Here is a 23,511-nt window from a genome sequence, read left to right on the forward strand (position 1 = left end):
TTTCCCATTTTCATTCTCCTGAATTGTTACGGTTATACAACAAACCCAGGGGCTGAAAAACTCACTTATTCAACTGTCCAGTTTTTGGGGTGCAGCGCATTGAATTGCAGATGCTTGCGATTCAGGATCTATTTCTTAGGATACAGATAAAACTATACTGAAGTGAAATCAAAACCTCTGTTTCCTGATACGCTCGAACTGCTCATTTACCCAAGTAAACTGTAAGCTGGCAGCTATCATTAAACTAGAGGTTTTGATTTCACGAGAGTATACAAAGGACTTTATTCGGTAGGGTGGAGAATTTTTGGGTATGGTTCAAATTGGGGTTTCACTCATTCGAACGACCAGCTAGCGGATGACATTTAAACACCAACTCCTGCAATCGCTCTTGCATAACATGGGTATAAATTTCGGTGGTTGCAATGTCGCTATGGCCAAGTAATTTTTGCACACTGATCAAATCTGCACCATGATTCAAAAGGTGCGTAGCAAAGGCGTGCCGCAAAACGTGAGGTGACACTTTTTTTGGATCCAAGCCTGCCTCTATTGCAACCTGCTTTAAAAGTTGTCCAAAACGCTGCCGGGTCAAGTGGCCCTGTTCTGCCTTTGAAGGAAACAGCCAGGAGCAAAACTTCTTACCTTCGATGAAATAACCTCGTACACCAAGGTATGCCTGTAAAGCCTCGATAGCTGGTAGCGTCAAGGGGATGATACGCTCCTTCCCCCCCTTGCCTTTCACTGTGATTGATTGCTGATCAAAGGCAAAGGCTTGCAAGGGCAGAGAAACCAACTCAGACACCCGTAGCCCTGTTGCATACAAAAGCTCTAACAAGCTAATCATACGCAGGCCCTGCGGCCCTTCCCAGGCTTGTGCTGTTTCTAGCAATGCTACAATCTCTTCTTCAGTCAAAACGCTGGGTAAATGACGATTTAATTGCGGAGAAGATATGGTTCGAGTCGGGTCATGATCACTGAGTCCTTCGTTTAATAAAAAACGGAAAAATTGCCTCAAGGATGACAACCGGCGCGCCCTAGTCGTGGGGCTTAAGCTTTGGGCCACCATGTGCACTAAATAGGCCCTGATCTGCTCATCTTCAACTGTAACTGCGATTGTAACCATATCCTCAGCCTCCCCCACAAAGGTTGCAAAATCTTGCAAATCTCTTCGATAGGCTTCAATAGTGTGTTTGGAAGCATTACGCTCAGCCAGCATCATCTCTAGAAAGTTTTCCAGGTGCGCTAGCATGAAAAGCTATTCAAGAGTTCTGTTGTGGATTGAGAAATTTCTGATTCGGGATCACTTTGACTACAGGCGCTGATGGAGCTGGAATACCCCAGGTTGCAAGAGCTCCCACGCCGCAGAGCAAGCCTAGGACTAGTATCCCCCATAGAATTTTAATCGTTACTGTCATTATCATATACCCGCAAAAAATCAAGATCTCTATTTTATCACTTACAAGTTGCATTCTGGCTCTAAAATAGTAGAGTATATAGCATCAGTAAAGAAGGAAATGCTAGATCATACAGAAAACATACACATGACAACAACATATACACAACTTCCAAAACCCGTTGTGCTAATTGGCATGATGGGAGTTGGCAAAACAAGCATCGGTAGACGCCTGGCAAAAGGGCTTGGAGTCGAGTTCATCGATTCAGATCTTGAGGTAGAGAATGCATCCCATTGCTCCATCGCCGATATTTTTGAAATCTATGGCGAAAAAGCATTTCACGAAGTTGAACATCGTGTCATCAAACGCCTCTTAAGTGAACAACCCCACGTTCTCGCCACGGGTGGCAGCGCATTTACCCTGAAAGACACCCACAAGTTGATCAAAGAACACGGTATTTCAGTGTGGCTCAAGGTGGATATTGAAACCCTGATTCCACGTATCGACCGGCGCGATCATCGACCTCAATTTCAAAATGGAAACACCCGCAAGACCTTAGAAGCCTTCTTTGAAAAATACGTTCCGTTTTATGAAAAGGCTGACATCCACGTTGATTGCAGTAAGGCAACTCCGGATGAAACCACAGAGAAGATCATTCTCGAGCTGAATCGCCATGTTTCAAAGCAACAGATAAAAAAGGGGCAACAAATCCACCATGGCTGATACTGATATCATGCAATGGTGTCATGAAATGGGAGAAACAATCTTCGTTGCCGAGACGCCAGTTGATAAAATCGCAAACCCCGTTCAAGAAGCAAAAGCAAAACCGCAGACTAAAACGCAAGCTGAAGCCATGTCCAACCCTTCCTCTCTTCCTCCTCCAGAAACGCCGGCTCCACCTACAAAACACCAAGGAATGTTCGTGCAACAAACAGCTCAGCCTCCAGCGCAAACCGCCCAAGAGCTGGCTAATTCAGCACAAACCCTTGAAGAACTTAAACAAATCATGCTCCAGTTTGAAGGCTGTGCTTTAAAAAAAACCGCCAAAAACCTGGTATTTGCAGATGGTAACCCAAAGGCCGATGTCATGCTGATTGGTGAAGCCCCTGGGGCTGATGAGGATCAAACGGGGCTGCCTTTTGTCGGGCGAAGCGGAAAACTATTGGATAAAATGATGGCCACAATAGGACTAGATCGCACCACATTTTACATCTCCAATATCATCCCCTGGCGGCCACCAGGTAACCGTCCGCCTACGTCAGCTGAAACGGCAACCTGCTTGCCATTTATTGACCGACATATTTCACTAGCCAATCCAAAGATTATTGTTATGGTCGGGGGAACAGCGGCAAAAAGCCTGCTCGGCAGCACCGATGGCATCACCAATCTTAGAGGCCGCTTTTCCAGCTACCAACCGGTAAGAGCACCTGAGACTATTGATACCTATGCCATTTACCACCCATCCTATCTGCTGCGCTCACCTGGACAAAAACGAAAAGCTTGGCATGATTTAATCGTACTAAAGCATCGGTTACAAAAAATGGGGATTGAGCTTGACGGCAAGAAAGCACGGGTATAACTTTCTTATTCTTAACAAAAAGCTTGCAGTTTTGCGAAAAATCTATAGTATGCTCCCTATTATTTACTACTTGAAAAATGTAACAAAGTCCCATGATACAATTTAGATCGGTTTCGAAAAAGTATAATCATAGCGAAATCTTTTCTCTTCAGGACATCTCTTTGACAATTAACCAGGGGGAAATATTTGTTTTATTAGGATCTTCAGGGTCTGGTAAATCAACGCTATTAAAATTGATTAATCGCCTAATTGAGCCAACTTCAGGTCAAGTTTTATTGCACAATAAATGCATCAAAGATACACCCCTAGTGCAGCTGCGACGCTCCATGGGATTTGTGTTTCAAAATGGCGCGCTGTTTCCACATATGACCGTTGAAGATAACATAGCCATTGTTTTAAAACTGGAAAGTATTCCCTTAAAACAACGCTTAGAACGCACGCATCACCTATTGGATTTTATCCAACTACCCCCAAACAAATACGCCAAGCGCTATCCGCACCAACTTTCTGGAGGTCAACTACAGCGAGTGAGTGTTGCCCGCGCTCTGGCAGCGGACCCTGATTGTCTGCTCATGGATGAACCCTTTGCAGCCCTAGACTCCTTAACGCGCGACGGATTACAAAACGAAGTACTGCGTCTTAGACAAGAATTCAACAAAACAATCGTATTTGTCACCCACGATCTGGCAGAAGCCAAAAAACTCGGCAACCGCATTGCCGTGTTACATCAGGGAAAATTAATGCAACAGGGGTCCTTTCAAACCTTACAAGATCGTCCAAAAACCGACTTTGTTGAACAATTGCTGGCAGCTTAATTTACCTATGACCTCCTTAGATCTTTTTTCTCTCATCGCACAAGTTTGGGCCAAACTTGTAGAGCACATGCTATTATCTGGAGGAGCATTGCTTATTGCTATCAGCATTGCCCTGCCAGTGAGCATAGCCCTCAACCACTGGCAGCGCTTGCGCGTCCCCATCCTTGGCATTACACATGTTTTTCAAACCATTCCAAGTCTGGCCTTACTCGCCCTTTTGGTACCTTTAATCGGCATTGGTACACGGCCAGCCCTGATTGTCTTAGTGCTTTACAGCCTGCTACCATTGATCAAAAATATTTATACTGGTCTACAAGAAGTACCACAGCAAAATATTGAGACTGCACACTCTCTAGGATTTACCTCCTGGCAACGACTCTATCTGGTCAAACTACCGTTGGCATTACCGATGATTATGGCCGGTATTCGCACCGCAGCTTCTATGGTGATTGGCATTGCAACCATCGCTGCTTTTATTGGTGCTGGCGGTTTGGGAGACTTAATAACTCAGGGTTTGTCCCTAAATAGCCCCTATCTGATTCTATTGGGAGCAATTCCCACTGCCCTGCTAGCTCTAATTGTTGATTATGGACTGGGGCAATTGGAAATGCTGATGCGCCCACAAGGAAACAAGAGAAGCCAATGGATAGCCCTTGGCTCTGGCTGCCTTATTTTGCTGTTGCTCCTTGCACCAGGGATTATCGAACAAACGAAAAACAAGGCATCGCAGACCATCACCATAGCCAGCAAAAATTTTACTGAGCAATATATTTTAACAGAGATAATGGCTCAATCGATTGAAGCCCATACCGACTTAAAGGTTGTGCGCAAACCAAACTTGGGTACGACAGCGATGATTCACGCAGCTCTCTTAAAGGGAGATGTAGATTTATATCCGGAATACACAGGCACTGCAGCTTTAACCGTCCTCGAACACACAAAAATCCAGCCAAATCATGATCTATGGCAAACTGTTCATGATGATTATAAGAAAAAATATGAACTGGTATGGCTACCACCTTTTGGATTTAGTAATGATCAAAGTCTTGCAATCCCACTTGAACTGGCGCGCAAACACCAAATCCAAAACATCGGCGATCTTAACAAACATCCTGACTTTGTCCTAGCCGCAACAGCTGAATTCCTGCATCGCGCTGACTCTTTGCCAAAATTGCAAAAAGAGTACGGCCTCAGATTCAAAAGTATTAAACAGATGACACCAGATTTAGCCTATCAAGCCATTGCCAATCAGAATGTACAGGTGATTTGCGCCTTTACAACGGATGCAAAGCTAACTAAGTATCACCTAATGCCTCTTAAAGATAACCTGCACTGCTACCCTTCATATCACGCAGCGCCGGTGATCCGAAAAGCTACTTTGCAAGCTCACCCAGAGATCAAAAAAGCACTCATCATGCTAGACAATAAGATTGACACCGCTACAATGCGCAAACTTAATGCTGAGGTAGATATAAAAAAGCGATCTCCTGCAGAGGTAGCACGGGAGTTTTTAATCAGAAATCAGTATAACCAACAACAGAGAATAGGATTACGCAACCCTAAGTGACGTTTTTCGAAAAATCTATTGATATCAAACACATCTGATCTCCGACCTCTGGTTTCTGATTTCTGGTTTCTGAATTCTGATTTCTGACTAACGGTGCAGCACCCTTCCGCACGCATCCAAGGCTGCCTCTTTTACTGCCTCATTTAAACTGGGATGAGCATGACAAGTGCGAGCCAAATCCTCCGCGGTAGCACCAAACTCCATGGCTACAACGGCTTCAGCAATCAGACTGCCTGCATCTGGAGCTATGATATGCACGCCCAAAATTTGATCATGGCCGGCATGGCTTAGTATTTTTACAAAGCCTTCGGTATCGCCCACAGCTTTAGCGCGTGGATTGGCACTAAAGGGAAAACGCCCCTTTTTGTACGCTATCCCCTGCTCTTTTAACTGCTCTTCGGTTTGGCCCACAGATGCAACTTCTGGGTGAGTATACACAACGGAAGGAATGGCTGCATAATTCACATGTCCCTGTTGACCGGCGAGTAACTCTGCCAACGCAATACCCTCTTCCTCACCCTTGTGCGCTAGCATAGGGCCTGCAATCACATCACCAATGGCGTAAATGCCAGGAACAGAGGTAGCATACTGTGAGTCTACTTGAATCTGCCCCCCTTGCTCATAAGCCACCCCTATCTCTTCAAGGCCCAGTCCTTGCGTGAGAGGCTTGCGGCCAGCAGCCACCATCAGCACATCACACGTATGTGGTTGCGGCGCTCCATTTTTGAGCGTTTTGACCCGTACCGTCAGCCGCTGGTCTTTGCGCCGACGGACACTTTCCACCTTGGCTCCCAACTTAAATTCTACGCCTTGCTTAAGTAAATGCCGGTATAAAACTTGAGCCAATTCCTGATCCATCAACGGCACAAGTGTCTCTAACATTTCAATGACAGTCACCTTAGCTCCTAGGCGCCGCCAAACAGAGCCAATCTCCAGACCAATATAGCCACCACCAACAATCATCAAATGCTCCGGTACCTTGGACAAAGAAAGTGCGCCGGTTGAGGTAACAACCTGCTTTTCATCGACTTCAAGATCTGGCAAGACCACAGGCATTGACCCAGTGGCAACAACAATGGATTTTGCCTGTAGAGTTTCTTTTCTGCCCCGTGCCTTTTTAACCTCTACAGTCTGCGGAGAGGTTATGTACGCTTCGCCAGTAAATGCTGTCACCTCATGCTTCTTAAACAAAAAGCCCACACCACGGGTGAGGTCCTGTACCACCTTATCCTTACGTGCCATAAAAGTTTTTAGATCAAAACTTAACTTTTCTGCCCTAATTCCATGGGAGGCCAGAAGATCTTTAGTTTGGTGATAGAGGAAAGAGGAATGCAACAACGCCTTTGAGGGAATACATCCCACATTAAGACAAGTTCCTCCAAGATCCGGATTTTTGTCAACACAAGCAACCTTCATACCCAGTTGACTGGCACGAATGGCACAAACATACCCTGCAGGCCCCGCACCAATGACTATTAAATCAAATAAATTATTGCTCATGCATCCTCAAAAAAACCAAAGCTTTTCTCAACCCATTTTATATTTCCAATAAGATACGCTGTAAATCTTCCAAACATTCTTTAACGCGCACCAAAAAGCGAACCGCTTGTTGCCCATCAATCAAACGATGATCATAAGTCAGTGCCAGATACATCATCGGACGAATCACCACCTGATCATCGACAACCACAGGACGCTTTTCAATTTTATGCATGCCGAGAATCGCTGATTGCGGCGGATTCAAAATCGGTGTTGACAACAAGGAACCATACACCCCACCATTGGAGATGGTAAAGGTTCCTCTACTTAAGTCATCCACCGAAAGTTTTCCCAAGCGAGCCCTAGATGCAAGACTTGCAATTTCCTGCTCAATTTCTGCCAGTGACCTGGATTGTGCTTGGCGTACCACTGGAACCACCAGACCTTGAGGGGTCCCCACTGCAACCCCAACGTTGTAATAATTGCGGTAGACAATTTCATTGCCCTCAATAACAGCATTAGCTTCTGGAATTTCTTTCAACCCAAGCAGGCAAGCTTTGACAAAAAACGACATAAAGCCTAGCTTGACACCATATTTCTTTTCAAAACGATCTTTTAATCGGGCCCGGGCTTCAATCACCTGTGACATATCCACCTCGTTAAAAGTGGTCAGCATCGCAGCCGTATTCTGTGCCTCTTTCAGACGATGGGCAATGGTTTGCCGCAAACGGGTCATCGGTACCCGTTCAACCGCTGAGGCTTTGGCTTGAGGCATGGGCTGTGGGTGAGTAGATTGACGTGTAATAGATGGAACCGGTGTTGGCTCTGTTGGGAGTCTTGATATATCAGGTATGGGTGCAGCTTGTGCAGACTGCCTGGGCACTGATGTTTGGTTGGCCATAAATTTCTTCACATCTTGCTTAGTGATACGCCCTCCCTTGCCTGTTCCTGGAATTTGTGCCGGCTCCAGCTGATTTTCTGCCACCATCTTACGCACAGTAGGCGATAAGACCAACAAAGATTCATCGTCCTGAACACCTGTTTCGGGTACAACATGCGGCAGTGTCCTCACAGACTCACTAGCAAGCTTTTTCGAACCCGAGGTTCCTACCTGGGCAACTGAGCTTTGCGAACTTACGGCCCCAAGCGTCACTTCTCCAAGAATCTGACCAACTTTGACCCTATCACCATCTTTAACATCTTTTGTGACCAGTTGACCATCATCTGGAGCAGGGACTTCAAGAGTCACTTTATCCGTCTCCAACTCAAGCAATACCTCGTCTCGATGAAATGTCTGACCAATCTCTTTATACCAGCTGATCACCGTTGCCTCAGTTACCGATTCTCCCAACGCAGGAACAGTCAATTTCTGGACCTGTGATCCCTTTCCGGACGGATGTACCACGACGGTTTTCCTCATAGTTGTTAAATTTTTCCAAAAATTTTAGCTACTTTATAAGGGGCATCATAGCCTGAGATTTCTTCAAGATCAACCTCTTGAAATACAAGGTATACTACCCGGCATCATTTGGCTACCTCGGCTGCACATAATGTGCAAATGTCGATTATGTGCAACATATATTTGCTTGTTTTGGTTGCACATAAGATACAAATGTCGATTATGTGCATAATATATTTGCTTGTTTTGGTTGCACATGATATACATATGTTGATTATGTGCAAGTATATTGAAGCTGAATCAAACTGTTGGTTTTCTGACACACTCTAAAGTGCCCATTTACTCATGTAAACCGCGCGCTTCTCGCTATCATTAAATTCAACATTGCTGATTCGAGTCAAGGGTATGTGGAGAAAACCATGCAACGAACCCCATTTGTTGGCAGAACCCGGGAACTGCAAAATCTTGAACTTTTACTAACAAAGCGCAGCGCCAGCATGGTTGTTGTTCGAGGTCGACGTCGCATTGGAAAAAGCCGTCTAATTGCGCATTTTGCCAAAGGCAAACGGTTTTTAAAATTTACAGGACTTCCACCTACAGAAGGTACCTCTGCCCAAACCCAACGAGCCACATTCATAAAACAACTTTGCAAACAAACGGGGCTTCCTCCATTTACAATGGATGATTGGGAGGATCTATTTTCACTACTCGCTCAACAAACCAAAGACCAAAGGGTGATAATCCTTTTAGATGAAATCTCTTGGATGGGACATAAAGACCCTACATTTCTGGGAAAACTCAAAAATGCTTGGGACTTAGAGTTGAGTAAAAACCCAGAATTGATCTTCATTCTTTGTGGTTCTGTTTCTACATGGATTGAAAAAAACCTCATCAGTAGCACGGGATTTTTTGGTCGATTTTCTTTGTACATGACGTTAGAAGAGCTACCCCTGGTAGATTGCAAAACCTTGCTTGCGCAACAAGGAGTCAAGACATCTTCTAGTGAAATTTTTAAAATTCTTTCTGTAACTGGTGGAGTTCCCTGGTATTTAGAACATATTCAAGGACATCTGCATGCAGATGAAAATATTAAAAATTTATGCTTTAAGCCAGAAGGCATTTTATTTAATGAATTTAATCTAATTTTTCATGACCTGTTTAATTCTTTGACCCCAATGTACAAAAACATAGTACAAATTTTGGCAAAAGGTTCCAAGTGCTTTAGTGATATTTGCAACCTATTAAACTATGCAAAAAGTGGCATTATGAGTAAATACCTTGATAACCTAATAAATGCTGGATTTGTAACGCGAGATTATACCTGGAACCTAAAGGATGGAAAACTAGCTCGTTTAAGCCATTTTCGCCTGGCTGATAATTACATAAGATTTTACCTTAAGTATATCGACCCCCGACGGCTACAAATCAAAAACAATGGTTTTGAAGAAATATCCTTGGCATCCCTTCCTCAATGGGACGCTATCATGGGGCTACAGTTTGAAAATCTGGTTTTAAAAAATCGCAAAATTATTCACAAAGCCCTAAACCTAAAAGCAGAAGATATTCTAGCTGACAATCCTTTTTTTCAGCGTAAATCTGTTAGACAAAAAGGCTGTCAAATTGATTACCTTATCCATACAAGATTCAATACAATGTTTGTATGCGAAGTAAAGTTTTCACGAGGAGAAATTGGACCAGAAATTATTAGAAAAATGCACGAAAAAATTGCACGTATTCACCGTCCGAAAGGATTTGCATGCTGGCCCGTCCTTGTCCACGTCAATGGCGTTCATGAAAAAGTGTCCAACTGTGAAGATTTCGCTGCAATCATTGACTTTAGTGATTTTTTGTAAAACACGAAAACAACTATCCGGTCGTCATGCCGGCCACCTATGACAGCCGGTGTAAGCTGAACTGTTACCTGCCTTAAAAAACTAACGTTTAGAGAACTGGAACTTCCTGCGCGCCTTGCGTTGACCGTATTTCTTACGCTCAACCACACGACTGTCACGAGTCAACATTCCAGCTGGTTTCAAAAGAGAGCGCAATTCAGGTTCTTGATAGGTCAACGCCTTGCTAATGCCGTGCTTAATAGCACCGGCTTGACCGGATAAACCGCCGCCAAGTACAGTGCACATTACGTCGTACTGCTTGTCCCGATTTACCACCTGAAATGGTTGGTTAACGATCATCTGCAATGTAGGCCTACCGAAATACACCTGCAACTCTTTTCCATTAACAACTATTTTACCATTTCCAGGCTTGATCCAAACACGAGCAATAGCATCTTTTCGCTTACCCGTGGCATAAGAGCGCCCCCACTCATCCAATTTTGGAGCCGGCAGTTCGTCAACAGTTACCACAGCTGCTTCCTTAAGCTCACTTTTTGCCGAGGCCTCAGTGCTTTTTCCTGCAACGATTGATTTCAGATCTTCTAATCCTTGTCCCGTTTGAGCTGTCATTTATCCACTCTATTCTATTCAATTCAATTTTGTTAACTCATGATCATGTGTTTTAGATTAACGCGCATTTTTCACATTCATAGCAGCAACATCCAACATTTCTGGTTGCTGCGGAGCATGCGGATGCTCAGATCCAGCGTATACCCGCAAATTACCAAACTGCTGGCGCCCAAGGGGAGTCTTTGGTAACATCCGTTTAACCGCTTGCAGAACAACGCGCTCAGGTTTTTCACCCCCCAACATCTTATGGGCGTGACTTTCCTTGATTCCGCCTGGATAACCGGTGTGGCGATAGTACACCTTAGAGTCCAGCTTTTTTCCCGTCAGTTTAACCTTGTCTGCGTTGGTGACAATAATCTGATCACCACAATCCACATGCGGCGTAAACTCTGGCTTGTGTTTACCACGCAAGCGACTTGCAATTATGCTAGCCATACGTCCCAGCACCAGGCCTTCAGCATCTATGACATACCAATTCTTAACCACATCAGCTGGCTTTAGGGAAAAAGTTTTCATCTATTAACCTTTTTTAATCGCATCCATCAACGGCTGCTCAACATTCTGCACATATAGGAAATATCTCACAAAGACAGGATAAGTCAAGGAGATTCTTGTGCCTTGTTAGGAGCAATTTGATAATGTCCGGTTAAGCAATTTAGAAATGTCCGGTTTTACCGTTTTCTTATCCAGCACAATGGGTACGTTGTTTCATCAAAGACGTAGCTCTCAAGCTGCCTCTAGGCTTTTCATAAATATCTCAGGGTGTGGGACAGAGTCCCACATAAATAAAGCCGCGTAGTGTCCTTAATAAGCTGTTTGAGCATACGCGCTTCGCGCAACTTGCAAGTCGCACGTTCGGAAAATCAGCGTTCAGGATGACGGCCGTGTTGGTTTCACTGAACACTTAATGAGACAAACACACACCCTGTTTTAAAATCTACTTTTTTGTGGCAGTCTTTGCTGCTTTTTTCGTCATCGCACTACACTCATCCACGCATTCACTTAAGCGAGCATTGCAAAGCTTAGCCATGGTCTGTTGTGACTTATTAAGGATATCAGTGAGCTCTTGGCTTTGGTCAGTCGCTCTTTTAACAGCTTGTTTTATCGAGCAAGATTGTGCCTCAACCTGGTCTTCAAAGTTTGTACCGGCTTGCATCATGGTGCGCGAAAAGGCTGCTGCATCTTCCATGGCTTGACGTGCACACTGACTTTGCAACCGACCAAATGCACGAGCCGTTTCTGTAGCTGCCTTCTGCAATTCTGCCAAAGTTTCCATATTACGGCGATGACTGGACATCAATTGCTCAGTCTCGAACCCTGGAACTTTAAAGTCTTGGAAATTCTTAAAGGCTTGCTCACCAAACTTAGTGAAATCAGTGTATCCGTTTCCAGTAGCTCTTGTTTGGCTACTTTGCTTTGACTGTGTTGCGCCTGCCATGGATGTCTCCTTAAACGTAAATAGATATGTCGACTTAATAGTTATTATACGACCAAGGAGTAAACAGTATGTTAATTCTAATTATCACTATCATAAAATCCAGGGATCTGCTCAAGACGCTTAAGTCCCTGATCAAGTGCAGCCATTGTTTCTGCCATATCAGTTGTATTGTCGCTCAGCCATGTATGCACCACACTTAGATAAAACCCTGTAAAAATCTTAACTCGCACCGAACCCAACAAAGACGCGGTTTCAACACCACTGGCCTCTAAGACCCAACGCATGGAATTAAAGCTATGCGGAGCCTGACATAAGAAAAACAGAGGATCTTTCCAAAGATCGCGCCACAAAACTTGCAGCACAGGCTTATACTCTTGCATCACATCAAATCGATCCATCACAATTGCAAATAGACGACTTTGCACTTTCTCTTCATCTGCAAAAGACTCGATCTGTGCCAGGGATGCGTGATCGATCTTTCGAATCAGGGCCTGTAACACGTCTCCTTTAGTAGGAAACACCTGATACAGCTCGTCAAAACTTAACCGTGCGGTCTTGGCCACCCGACACAGGTTCAAGCCACCCCAGCCATATTGCACGATGTCTTCTAGGGCAATTTTCAACAGTTTGTCTTGAATTGTTTGATTCACTGCCCCAACTCAATGGCTCGCCGCACTGCCTTAGTAATGGCTCGATGCGCCATGTCTGGGAGACCCTCATCTTCCTTTTCTAAAATTTCAAGAGCAGCAGCCGTGACGCCCTGCGGACTGGTAACCGCTTGTTTCAATTGTAAGGCTGACTTATCACTGGATTCAAGTTGGGCTCCAGCACCAATTAACGTTTGCCTAGCCAACAGGTCTGCCAACTCTCGTGGCAGATCTGCCATATGTCCAGCTTGTGCCAATGCGTCTACCATCAAATAAAAATAAGCAGGACCTGAACCTGAAATCGCAGTGACAACTGCAAACAATTTTTCATCGTCAATCCAAGCAACACAACCTAGAATCTGTAACAGGATTTGAATCCATTCACGCTGAAAGCTGGAAACATATGTGCTGTCCATGGCCACAATCATACCCTTTTGCAGAGCGACCGGTAAATTGGGCATACAACGAATCAGGGCAACTTCCGGACCTAAAGCATCTTGATAAACCTGCATCGCCTGACCTGCAATAACAGAGACAAACAAAGTATCTTGAGATACAAATTGTTTATAATGCGGCAATATTTCTGGCAAAACTTGCGGTTTAACGGCAAAGACAATTAGATCTGGTACAGCGCGAACATCCTCAATGGAAGAGTGCCAAGTATAATTTAAATCGGCTGGTAATTTTTCAGGAGAGGGTCTGTGCGGTGTAACAATGCTTACATGATCAAAAGCAGTTGCCCCCCACCCTCTCAGCAGAGCCGATCCCATAGCGCCACAGCCAACCAAAAGCATATAGGATGGGTCTACTTTCATGCCTCACCTGCTGTTTCAATCAGGGTCGGACTGAGCATTTTTTGCGAGCTTTCAGCGCCTCCCCAAGAAACAAAATGAAAGGCAGCGTGATAGCGGGCCCATTCGCGCAATGCGATCTCGATTGTCTTTTCAATCATATTGCCTACTTGCTTGCGGTTAAGCCCTTTAACTAAGAGACTATAGCGAAATGTTGGGTGCCCACCTTGCGACAGATCAAAATGCCCGACCCACATTTGCTCGTTGATCATCAAAATCAAATCGCGGATATCATCTTGGCGTTCTTCCGGAATATGCATATTACTGCTCACGATACAGCTAAGAGTATGCCACTCTTCAACCCACAACCAATCCATTGCACATAGTCCCCAATCTTGTCCGAATTTTAAGCGAATCTCGGTTTCATCTTGGTACTCGCACTCCCAGCCCATGTTCTCTGAGCTCTCTTCCAAATAGGAAATGGGAGAAAAGGCGGGTTGCTTGTTGCTGGAGCGTTTAGTGGTCATGTTCCTCAATTGCTTTCAAAAAAATATCTACAAGGCCACGATACCCTAATTCTGTTTAACTATTAAGGAAAATCTTTTTAAGAACACAATCCATCAATAAATTCTTGCAAACCGATTTGCCGATGTCGTTTCCAACGCTCAACTTCAATAATTTCTCGAATTTGCTTAATACTGGCATCAAAGTCATCATTAATGATGACGTAGTCATATTCATCCCAATGACTAATTTCACTTTCGGCCTTAGCCATGCGATTTGCAATAATGTCTGGAGCATCTTGAGCACGGGTGTTAACCCGCCGCAACAACTCGTGGTTACTGGGAGGAAGAATAAATATTGAAACGACATCTTCAGGAACGGTCGCAACCAGTGTTCGCAAGCCCTGCCAATCAATGTCAAACAAAAGATCGTAGCCTTCACTCAGCACCTTTTGTACCTGATAACGAGAGGAACCATAGAGATTTCCAAATACTTCTGCTGATTCAAGGAACGTGCCATTTTCCTGCAATTTGCAAAAGGTCTCAAGGTCAACAAAATAATAATCCTCTCCCTCTTGTTCAGTCTCACGTTTATCCCGGGTTGTATGAGAGACTGAAAGTTTGATGCGCTCATCACGTTTTAGCAATTCACGGGCAATACTAGTCTTGCCCGCTCCTGATGGAGAAGAAAGAATAAGCATCAACCCCCGTTGGGTTATCATTGGAACTTTTTGTTTTGCAAGCATGATACTAAGTTTAGCATGTGAAATAGGGTTTGTCCTGTGTCTATTGAATTTATTTTTCTCTCCAAGAAAACTACGCCCATCCCATTACAATAGTAACAGGTAAACTAACACTACGTCCTCTACGTCTTCTGAAGGAAGTTGACTGACGATTTGGCAAACTTGTGCTTCTTTCGTAATTTGCTATCTCTTTGATCACTAAGCAATCTTTTGGTTTCTTTCCTTTCTTTTTAAGCATAGCACGATAAAGAACTGATAACACCGTATCCGTCTCAGTTAACCTTATTGGCTCGATCAATCCCTTATGCTTTAGGACAATAAGATTCTCGTAAGGGGTTTTAGAATCTATGAAATAGGGTTTTATTGTGTCCAAGTAATAGCTCTGAGAGCAGTAATCAAGTCGTTCAATATGCTGCAACAAGAACCAACAGCTTAACGTTGTATAACCACTATTAATCAGTGCTGCAATTTTAGGAGTCGCCACTAGCAAAGCCTCAAACTCTAAATCCAATGAAGTTACTTCCATGTAACCCAGTATATCTGGATGCCAAAGTGTAAGAGCTATAAAGGTCTCCAGCATCGTTTGATCTGAATAATTTTGCACACCGTCTGTGATATTCAATCGTGAAAGATCGTAGACAAGCAACTTAAATAGTCTACGCCGGTCAACATAGATTCCTTGCGGATAACAAAACCGTTCTAGGTAATGAGCCCCCATGTTTCTACAAAATTGAACGTATTGACGCAAAAGCCTAGGACGGCTTAATTGCCTACACTTCCAATCAGAGTTAACACAATCTGGATTTAAAAGGGTCACGATCCCCATTTGTATAAAAAATTCTGGCCCTTTGGAAAGCGGCTTTTGATGCTGCATGTAATTATAAACTTCTGTTAAGAAAACGCGTGGATTAGAAGGTATCTGCATTTCACAATCATCATTTGTGCTAGTAGTTCGGCCTGTTTCTAACATCAGAAAAAAGTATATCGCTCCCACAAAGACAAACCGAAAAAAAGAAATTTGAAAACTCATGAAAAAATGCCTCCTGCTATCTAGTTAGTCCACCTTGTAATTCAAACAACTAATGCACGGAATAAAGTATGAATTAAAATTTAGACACAGGATCAACTTGATGTCAATCAGGTTTTGTGACTTTGCTGGTGCAATTTGCTAATGTCCGCTTTGGCCGTTTTTTAGTCTACAACTGCGTAGTTTATTTATCACAAATTTAAGTTTAAAATCTATGTAACTATTCAGCTCACTTCGATCATCATCCTGAATTTTGATTGAGCTTCAGTGTACACACCTTTTTATTTTTGATACGTCGGTCTTGGACATTGTTTTTACGCTTTTGCCTCTTTATGCCTCTTTATGCCTCTTTATGCCTCTTTATGCCTCTTTCTCAAGAAACCACACTGCGCTTGGCCCAAAGCCTTTTGAGTTTATTAAAGCAAGATCTTTTAAATGACTTAAATCATGCCTCAAAGTGCGTTCAGCAGGAGGTTTCGTCATTTTGTTATAGATTTCACGCGCAGATAGTGAATTGTATTGTGATAAAATATTCAATATTTCTCTTTGACGACTGGACAGATCTACATTTTTTTTGCTTTTTCTTTGATGATGCTTAGCCCAGAAACACACAACAAAAGTATCATTGCGCTCAATAAAGTCTGGTTCCTGGCACTCGTACTCCCTACATGCTTCAACCATTGCCTGAGTACCAATCCCAAATGTCTCAATCATGCCACGACGAAAAAACACATTTGCTATGCCATCATTTCTTGGCTTTGAATCATGTACCTCTTTTAAAGATTGTACTGTTACCCCATTTGGCAATAATCCTGGGCTGGTAATTTCTATACGATCATCATATATTGCTAAACTAATCGTTCCACCTTGAATAGAATAATCTCGATGACAAAGCGCATTGATAAGAGCTTCTCTCAGGGCACTGGGAGGATACTCAGGCTCATCTATTCGCTGAAACTGCCCCTCCTCAAATCTACTGGAAATAGAAACATGACGTTGAATAAAAGTCTCTGCTTCCTGCAAAAGCTTAAAAGCATTACCATCCAGACGACGACTATCAATAAAACTTCCTTTTGTCACCCCTTTAAACCGCGCCATTCGAATCAAGCAGTTCATAAAATTTACAGGCATATCTTTACAAAACAACACCACTGCAGCATTTGTAACCCTGCTATCATCCAGTAATTTAAGACGATGCAATACCTCTTTTGCACTTTGCGATGCAACCATTGGATCAACTCGGTTGGCAGATATACCAAGTTGGACTGTTTTGGCAATTTCTTCTTCATCTAAATCTTCAATTCTGACATTATTTGCCGGTAAGCTATCCCAACTTTGAATATTCATATTTTGCTCTATAAGCAATTGCTGATATTTAGATCTATTCATTTGTGATGTTGTTGCACCAATTCTTTCATAGGCACGACCATTAAAAGTATAGGGAGTACAGCGCTTATCGGGAATCGCTGACATAACTATAACTTTTTTCTCGCACCTGGAAAGTTCACAATAGGTTACCGTAACATTGATAGCAGGCTCAAACTTCCTAATGACAGCAGCAATTTCTTGCTGAGTGTTATCTGTGACATGTTGACCAACTATCTCGCCAGAATCCGTAACTCCAATCAAAACCTGACCACCGCCATCATTTAAAAATGCACACAAACTTTCAGCAGCACCTTTAAGGTTCGCTGTTGATTTTTTAAATTCCAGCGTACTCGACTCGCCGGCAGCAACCAAAATTTGTAGTTCCTCTAGATTCGCAGTCAATCCTCTACCCCTAAAATAAGAGCTTAAGCTCTATACCCCACCACATCCTCAACTAACTCCTGCTGTTCCTTAGCGTGGCGTTTGGCGTAGCCCGATGCGGTGGAGGCAAGCTCCGAGCGCCCCTTATAAATAGGTCGGGTTTGTTTAAAACGAGCTTTGGTTAAGGCGCTTTCAAGCCGGCGATCCAGATAGCGCCAGGCCCCCATATTCTCTGGTTCTTCTTGACACCAGACCATTTCAGTTTTCGCATCATATGTCTTGAAGATATTAACCAACTCGGACTCAGGAAACGGGTATAACTGTTCAATGCGCACCAAGGCAACATCTGTTACTTTTTGCTCTTGCCGCCTTTGCAACAAATCGTAGTAAACCTTGCCGGAACACAGCACAAGACGACGTGCTTTTTTGCTAACTTCAGTATCTGCAAGCACCGGCACAAAACGCGTGTGCGGCCCCATATCCTCCATGGAGGATACCGCTTGCTTGTGCCGTAGCAATGACTTTGGAGTCATAATCACCAAAGGTTTTCGAATATTTCGCACCACCTGGCGCCGTAATATATGAAAATAATTGGCTGGCGTGGTGATATTGGCAACCTGCCAATTATCTTGAGCGCAGAGCTGCAAATACCGCTCAAATCTTGCTGAGCTATGTTCTGGCCCCTGCCCCTCATAGCCGTGTGGCAACAACATCACCAAACCAGACATGCGCTTCCATTTGCTTTCTCCAGAGCAAATAAACTGGTCAATAATCACCTGAGCTCCATTGGCAAAGTCACCAAATTGCGCCTCCCACATAACCAATGCCTTGGGATCAGCCAAGCTAAAACCGTACTCAAACCCTAGCACAGAAGCTTCAGAAAGCGAGCTATCCACAGGCTCAAATAAACCCTGACCCACTTTAATGTGATTTAGGGGAATGTAGTCCTGCTCTGTATTTTGATCAATAAAAGCTGAATGGCGCTGGGAAAAGGTACCCCGACGACTATCCTGGCCGCTTAAACGCACAGGACTGCCATCGAACAATAAAGCCCCGAAAGCCAAGGCTTCGGCTGTAGCCCAGTCGATCCCCTTGCCTGCCTCCAGACGTTGTTGCTTTTCCTTTAGCACTCGGGCAAGACGCGGATGGATAGCAAATCCTTCCGGAACCTTGGTCAGCACTTTTCCAATTTCACGGAGCTTCTTGATAGTAACGCCAGTAGCAGGTGATTTGGCTTTGGCTAAGCTCGTTGCAAAACCTGACCAGACCCCATCTAGCCAATCAGCTTTTTTTGGTTTGTAGTTTGCTGTTGTTTTGAAATCCGCTTCCAGCTCTTGCAAGCAATTCTGATTTAGTTGTTCGACTTCGTCAGCAGTCACAACGCCGGCATCAATAAGTTTCTGGCTATATATTTGCCTAGATGTGGAATGCTTTGCAATGGCCTGATACATCAGGGGTTGGGTAAAGGCTGGTTCATCCATTTCATTATGGCCAAAGCGACGATAGCCAAAAAGATCAACCACAATGTCTTTGTTAAAACGCTGTCTAAACTGCATGGCAAGCTGTGCTACAAACAATACCGCTTCCAAGTCATCTCCATTGACATGCAGAATAGGTGTTTGGATCATTTTAGCAACATCGGACGAATAAGGTGATGAGCGTGAGTGCTTAGGACTGGTGGTAAAACCAATTTGATTGTTGGTAACGATATGAATTGTGCCTCCTACCTGGTAACCAGGAAGCTCTGAAAGGCTCAGAGTTTCGGCCACCAAACCCTGGCCAGCAAATGCTGCATCTCCATGCAATAGCAAACCTATAACTTTTGAATGCGTATTATCATCGCACTGTTCTTGTTTGGCCCGCACCTTGCCAATGACCACTGGATTAACGGCTTCAAGATGCGAAGGATTGGCGGTTAAAGACAAATTCATTGAGGTTCCTGAAAAATCACGCACACTCGAGCATCCAAGGTGGTACTTAACATCACCGCTGCTTTGCACGTCTTCAAAAGAAAACACGCCACCTTCAAACTCAGAAAAGATCTCATGGCACGGTTTGTCCATGATATTGGCCAATACATTTAACCGGCCGCGATGTGCCATCCCCAGCACTACTTCTGCCACACCAAGACGTGCACCAGTTTGCAAAATTTGTTGTAATGCGGGAATCAGAGGCTCGAGCCCTTCCAATCCAAAACGCACAGCACCAGGATATTTGGTGTGCAAAAACATTTCAAAGGTTTCCGCTTTGGTCAAGCCCAGCAGCAGTTTTTTTTGTGCATCAGGACTGAGAGAAAAATTGGCCCATTCATTTTCGATTTGCATTTGAATCCATGATTTTTGTTCCGGGTCTTGGATGTGCATATACTCAATTCCAATAGAGCTTGAGTACGTGCGGTGCAAAATAGCTAGAATTTGCCGCAAGGTTGCTGTTTTATGCCCCAACACTCCATCAATAAAAATAGGACGATCATAATCATCTGGCGTAAATCCGTAACTTGCGGGATCTAGGCGGGGGTGTTCAACTCGAGATTCAAACCCAAGCGGATCTAGTGCAGCATTGAGGTGCCCGCGTACCCGGTAGTTGCGAATCAGCATCAGCGCACGAATTGAATCTCGGGTAGCGTCGTGCTTGGCAAGCGGTCCGGCAAGAGGTACTGCCTGCGCTCTTTGTGCTACTGATAATAAAGCTTGTGACCAGTCATCCACCTCTTCAACATAAGGAACCGCCCAACTGGCTCGGGTCATATCTTGATCTAAATCCAAGAGCTGATCATCAAAATGCTCAAAGACATGCCTCCAGCTGGGATCAATACTTGTTGGATCTTGGAGATACGAGCGATACAACTGAGTCAGAAAATCAATGCCACCACTGGCAAGATAGGTCGAATCTTCAAAATCTTTTTGCGTCGTCATGACTATAAGCTACCACGTTTGAATTAACAAAATCGTACACAATTTAATTTAAATTGTCCATAACGCCCGATGTAGCCTAGATTGCGCTTTATGTTACACAAAACTCAGGTTATTATAGTTCTGTGACAGGGGGTTCCCCCAAACGTCGGACATGGCCATAAGAGGAATTGATGGTAATCTCGGTAATTCCATAATGCACATAATCCAGCTGGCCTTCAACAAAAACACCATCCCTTTTTTTGAGGTGCAGATCAATATATTCTCTGACTATAAAATCCGTGACAACAACTGTGTGCCTTCGGCGTAGGATGCAGCTGTTTCTGATGGGTTCTTCGGAAAAATCCCGGGTGGTCACTCTGAGGATGGTTTGGGCATGGGTTGTGTTGTCTCCCAAAGTATAGGGATGATCATCGAGGTAGCCAACAAGGGTTACGCGGTTGATTGAGTTTGTTGCTCGCATGGTAAGGTCCTTTCCATTTTACGTCGCTTATACCGAAGTGAAATCAAAACCTCTGGTTACTGATACGCTAGAAGTGCTCATTTACACTTATAAACTGCGCGCTTCTCGCTATCATTAAACTAGAGGTTTTTATTCCACGAGAGTATAGATTGAAAAAAGGCCTCGGGGCATCCCCACCCCGAGGCAAACAAGCACGACAACCCACCACTTTCAAAAAGGACAGGGAGATCCTTTTTGCCACGCCACACACCATCCTGCAGACACATCAATAATCCACAAATCCCAGGAATAGGGGGATCTTGCATAAAATGATGGTGTCGGAGGTAGGGATGAGGTAGAGTGGCGTAAGCCATTTGTTGATCTCCTTATGTGATCACATTTGGTCAGCGGTGATGTGAGTGGTTCGATTCACTCTGTCGCCGCGCTCATTTTCAAGGTTACTCTGGTTGGATGACAAAAGCAACCTCCCATTTGAAAAAAAATCACACAAAAATTACATAACCCCGGCCGGTGTAAACTGAACAGCCCTGGAATGCCATGCATATGAGGTTGCTTATTTCATTTAAATTATGATACAGTAGCTTCCGTTGTTCGGTACCCTACTTTTGCTAATCTCTTCAGTACAGAAGAAGTGTGCCATGCCGAACAAAGCCCCTTGAGGTCATTATTTGTAATTTTGGTTTTTTATGATGCGAACATTAGCTATTCTATTACTTCCCTTACTTACTGCGATTAATCTGCACGCTACTGAAGAAAAAAGTATTGCCATTGTCCCCCGTGGCAATACTTTTTTGTCTTGGCTACAAGTTGAACACCCAATCAGCGATAGCCACAAAGTCTATAACACCAAGCTACCAAAATTGACAGAAATAAGAAAAGTGCAAGAATTACTGGTACAGTTGCCCGCATCCCTACCAGATCTGCCAGATAACGGAAACTTTGCAAATGTATTTGCAAAGCTTGTTACCTCATTAAAAAAATTTAAACCATCTACGCTCGATGAGCTGATGTGTGATGCAACTTGGTTCTTTACCAGATTGAATCTTTACTCCAATTGCTGGATGATAGATAAAGGAAGGGAATCAGTTGCAGAAAACAGTAGCTATACCGGCAGAGATCAACCGTACATCCCCAGTGACCAAGTAGATGTTGCTACCCTACATCAGGTTTACGGTATTCTTTTCCAGGAGCACTTTTCAATCATTCAAAGAGTAGCAAATTGCTATTTTCAAAAATTAGCCGAAAACGGGAAACACAACCCTACACTCTCTCATCAGCAAATGGATTGGATTGAGGAGATACAGCCCCGCACCAGGCTTTGCTATCTGACAGATGACAAAGGCTATCTTCCTTTTGGATTAATATATGCACCTAACAGCGGAATACGCAGTTGTGACTTGCTTTATGGGCAACCCATTATCATAGAAAAACCCGGAAAAACTCTACATCTCAGGAAGAAAATTATTGTCGATAACAATCAGATTATCGCTCATAACGGAATTCTAATAGAGTACGCTCAAGGAAAGCTCCCTATTTGCATTCAATTTTATAATCGTTTCAAGACATGGGACAGTAGTTATTACTATAACCCTAGAGGCATTTACCCTCAACAACTAACATGGCTAAAGCATTTCAGTAACGTGATAGATGTCCAAGAGATTATTAGAACTCGTAATACTAAATTTATGGCTCTGCCAACCAGCATGCGGGAAAAGCAGATATTTACTCTATTAGTACTTACAAAACTGAAGCAACAGATAGATTCTGAAAGTTCCAATGAAGCAGTAAACCACCAGATACGCATAAAACTTGATTCAAACAAAGCGAAGCAGCTTGCCGGCACGATAGAATTGATTGAAGAACAATTAATCGATGATATTGCTGAAGAGTTTAAAAGGCATATCAGAGATCAACAAGAAGAAATCAGTCGCAAAGTCGCAAGAAATGAAATCCCAGGCCGGACTACCCGTCCTCCTAAACGAAGTCGCCGCAGAAAAAATCAACGCTCCAGAGGACAACGCAACGCTCCGGCAAAACTGCAAACGTCCTTACAAAGATCATCCTACAAGGAAACGTCTCAACCGACTTTAACAGAAGAGCAAATTAATGCTAAAGTCAAAAAGCAGCTGGAGCAGTACAAAGTCGAAGGACGGCAAAAATTCAAAGATATTATGCAACTGGTCAATAAAATCATGAATGATCCAGAGCTAGTTGACGAAAATCAAAATAAGCTGAAGGAAGTATTTGAACAAATGCAGGTCAACATTACCGGCAGCCACATCACCTATCATACAAAAAAAGCACCCGTTACTCTTGTAAGAAGGCACGGCCCTAAAAAGGATGACCATACTTACTACCACAACCAAGTTAATGCTTTTGTTGAAAAATTTATCTATCAAGCTATATCGAATGTATTTAGTTAAGCTGAGTTTTGGATAAGAGATAACTGCACTGGAGGCAGCCCCTTTGAGAAGTTAGGCAAAAATCTCATTTAAAATTTGAAAAAATCTGCTAAACCTTAAAAAGCAACAAAAGACATAAAAGGC

General features: G+C 43.6%; 21 protein-coding genes. 6 read left to right on the forward strand and 15 right to left on the reverse strand.

Annotated elements, in window-relative coordinates; translation table 11 throughout:
• Positions 1 to 328: 328 nt before the first annotated feature.
• Positions 329 to 1,246, reverse strand: coding sequence for a site-specific tyrosine recombinase XerD (gene xerD / locus ABFQ95_01915; GenBank protein ID MEN8236295.1), 918 nt, complete (start codon positions 1,244 to 1,246; stop codon positions 329 to 331).
• 265 nt (positions 1,247 to 1,511) lie between these two features.
• Between xerD and ABFQ95_01920 the strand changes: the two genes are divergently transcribed.
• The 4 genes from ABFQ95_01920 (at position 1,512) to ABFQ95_01935 (ending at position 5,352) form a co-directional block, all read left to right on the forward strand.
• Positions 1,512 to 2,114: a shikimate kinase gene (locus ABFQ95_01920; protein MEN8236296.1), complete on the forward strand. Its 603-nt coding sequence runs from the start codon at positions 1,512 to 1,514 to the stop codon at positions 2,112 to 2,114.
• Positions 2,107 to 2,970, forward strand: coding sequence for a uracil-DNA glycosylase (locus tag ABFQ95_01925; protein MEN8236297.1), 864 nt, complete (start codon positions 2,107 to 2,109; stop codon positions 2,968 to 2,970). Before ABFQ95_01920 ends, ABFQ95_01925 begins: the two co-directional genes overlap by 8 nt.
• 92 nt (positions 2,971 to 3,062) lie before the next feature.
• Positions 3,063 to 3,785 (forward strand): ATP-binding cassette domain-containing protein, encoded by a 723-nt coding sequence (locus ABFQ95_01930; GenBank protein MEN8236298.1) that lies wholly within the window; start codon positions 3,063 to 3,065, stop codon positions 3,783 to 3,785.
• Between the two features lie 7 nt (positions 3,786 to 3,792).
• Entirely contained in the window at positions 3,793 to 5,352 is a 1,560-nt protein-coding gene (locus tag ABFQ95_01935; GenBank protein MEN8236299.1) for a glycine betaine ABC transporter substrate-binding protein, read from the forward strand.
• Positions 5,353 to 5,439: 87 nt separating this feature from the next.
• Here ABFQ95_01935 and lpdA read toward each other — a convergent pair whose 3' ends face one another.
• Both lpdA and odhB read right to left on the reverse strand, forming a co-directional pair.
• Entirely contained in the window at positions 5,440 to 6,852 is a 1,413-nt protein-coding gene (gene lpdA, locus ABFQ95_01940; GenBank protein ID MEN8236300.1) for a dihydrolipoyl dehydrogenase, read from the reverse strand.
• Between the two features lie 37 nt (positions 6,853 to 6,889).
• Positions 6,890 to 8,236, reverse strand: a complete 1,347-nt coding sequence (odhB, locus tag ABFQ95_01945; protein MEN8236301.1) for a 2-oxoglutarate dehydrogenase complex dihydrolipoyllysine-residue succinyltransferase — start codon at positions 8,234 to 8,236, stop codon at positions 6,890 to 6,892.
• A 413-nt stretch (positions 8,237 to 8,649) separates the two neighbouring features.
• Between odhB and ABFQ95_01950 the strand changes: the two genes are divergently transcribed.
• Entirely contained in the window at positions 8,650 to 10,083 is a 1,434-nt protein-coding gene (locus ABFQ95_01950; GenBank protein ID MEN8236302.1) for an ATP-binding protein, read from the forward strand.
• An 81-nt stretch (positions 10,084 to 10,164) separates the two neighbouring features.
• Here the strand turns inward: ABFQ95_01950 and rpsI are convergent, their stop codons facing one another.
• The 12 genes from rpsI to ABFQ95_02010 form a co-directional block, all read right to left on the reverse strand.
• On the reverse strand, positions 10,165 to 10,692 hold the full coding sequence (rpsI, locus tag ABFQ95_01955; protein MEN8236303.1) for a 30S ribosomal protein S9: 528 nt from the start codon (positions 10,690 to 10,692) through the stop codon (positions 10,165 to 10,167).
• Between the two features lie 57 nt (positions 10,693 to 10,749).
• Complete coding sequence (rplM, locus tag ABFQ95_01960; protein ID MEN8236304.1) at positions 10,750 to 11,208, reverse strand: 50S ribosomal protein L13; 459 nt, start codon at positions 11,206 to 11,208, stop codon at positions 10,750 to 10,752.
• A 421-nt stretch (positions 11,209 to 11,629) separates the two neighbouring features.
• Positions 11,630 to 12,130, reverse strand: coding sequence for a phasin family protein (locus ABFQ95_01965; GenBank protein MEN8236305.1), 501 nt, complete (start codon positions 12,128 to 12,130; stop codon positions 11,630 to 11,632).
• A gap of 77 nt (positions 12,131 to 12,207) precedes the next feature.
• Complete coding sequence (locus tag ABFQ95_01970) at positions 12,208 to 12,780, reverse strand: hypothetical protein (GenBank protein MEN8236306.1); 573 nt, start codon at positions 12,778 to 12,780, stop codon at positions 12,208 to 12,210.
• Complete coding sequence (proC, locus tag ABFQ95_01975) at positions 12,777 to 13,592, reverse strand: pyrroline-5-carboxylate reductase (GenBank protein MEN8236307.1); 816 nt, start codon at positions 13,590 to 13,592, stop codon at positions 12,777 to 12,779. Before proC ends, ABFQ95_01970 begins: the two co-directional genes overlap by 4 nt.
• Entirely contained in the window at positions 13,589 to 14,095 is a 507-nt protein-coding gene (locus ABFQ95_01980; protein MEN8236308.1) for a YbjN domain-containing protein, read from the reverse strand. Before ABFQ95_01980 ends, proC begins: the two co-directional genes overlap by 4 nt.
• Positions 14,096 to 14,172: 77 nt before the next feature.
• Entirely contained in the window at positions 14,173 to 14,793 is a 621-nt protein-coding gene (gene gmk, locus ABFQ95_01985; GenBank protein ID MEN8236309.1) for a guanylate kinase, read from the reverse strand.
• Between the two features lie 94 nt (positions 14,794 to 14,887).
• Positions 14,888 to 15,844, reverse strand: coding sequence for a hypothetical protein (locus ABFQ95_01990; GenBank protein ID MEN8236310.1), 957 nt, complete (start codon positions 15,842 to 15,844; stop codon positions 14,888 to 14,890).
• Positions 15,845 to 16,201: 357 nt separating this feature from the next.
• Positions 16,202 to 17,611 (reverse strand): ATP-binding protein, encoded by a 1,410-nt coding sequence (locus ABFQ95_01995; GenBank protein MEN8236311.1) that lies wholly within the window; start codon positions 17,609 to 17,611, stop codon positions 16,202 to 16,204.
• A gap of 23 nt (positions 17,612 to 17,634) precedes the next feature.
• Complete coding sequence (locus ABFQ95_02000) at positions 17,635 to 20,505, reverse strand: 2-oxoglutarate dehydrogenase E1 component (protein MEN8236312.1); 2,871 nt, start codon at positions 20,503 to 20,505, stop codon at positions 17,635 to 17,637.
• 112 nt (positions 20,506 to 20,617) lie between these two features.
• Positions 20,618 to 20,965, reverse strand: coding sequence for a hypothetical protein (locus tag ABFQ95_02005; GenBank protein ID MEN8236313.1), 348 nt, complete (start codon positions 20,963 to 20,965; stop codon positions 20,618 to 20,620).
• A gap of 119 nt (positions 20,966 to 21,084) precedes the next feature.
• Complete coding sequence (locus ABFQ95_02010; protein ID MEN8236314.1) at positions 21,085 to 21,318, reverse strand: hypothetical protein; 234 nt, start codon at positions 21,316 to 21,318, stop codon at positions 21,085 to 21,087.
• Between the two features lie 333 nt (positions 21,319 to 21,651).
• Between ABFQ95_02010 and ABFQ95_02015 the strand changes: the two genes are divergently transcribed.
• Positions 21,652 to 23,388, forward strand: coding sequence for a hypothetical protein (locus tag ABFQ95_02015; GenBank protein ID MEN8236315.1), 1,737 nt, complete (start codon positions 21,652 to 21,654; stop codon positions 23,386 to 23,388).
• The last annotated feature ends 123 nt before the right edge of the window (positions 23,389 to 23,511 follow it).

The organism is Pseudomonadota bacterium (genome assembly GCA_039714795.1).
Classification (GTDB): domain Bacteria; phylum Pseudomonadota; class Alphaproteobacteria; order JAGOMX01; family JAGOMX01; genus JBDLIP01.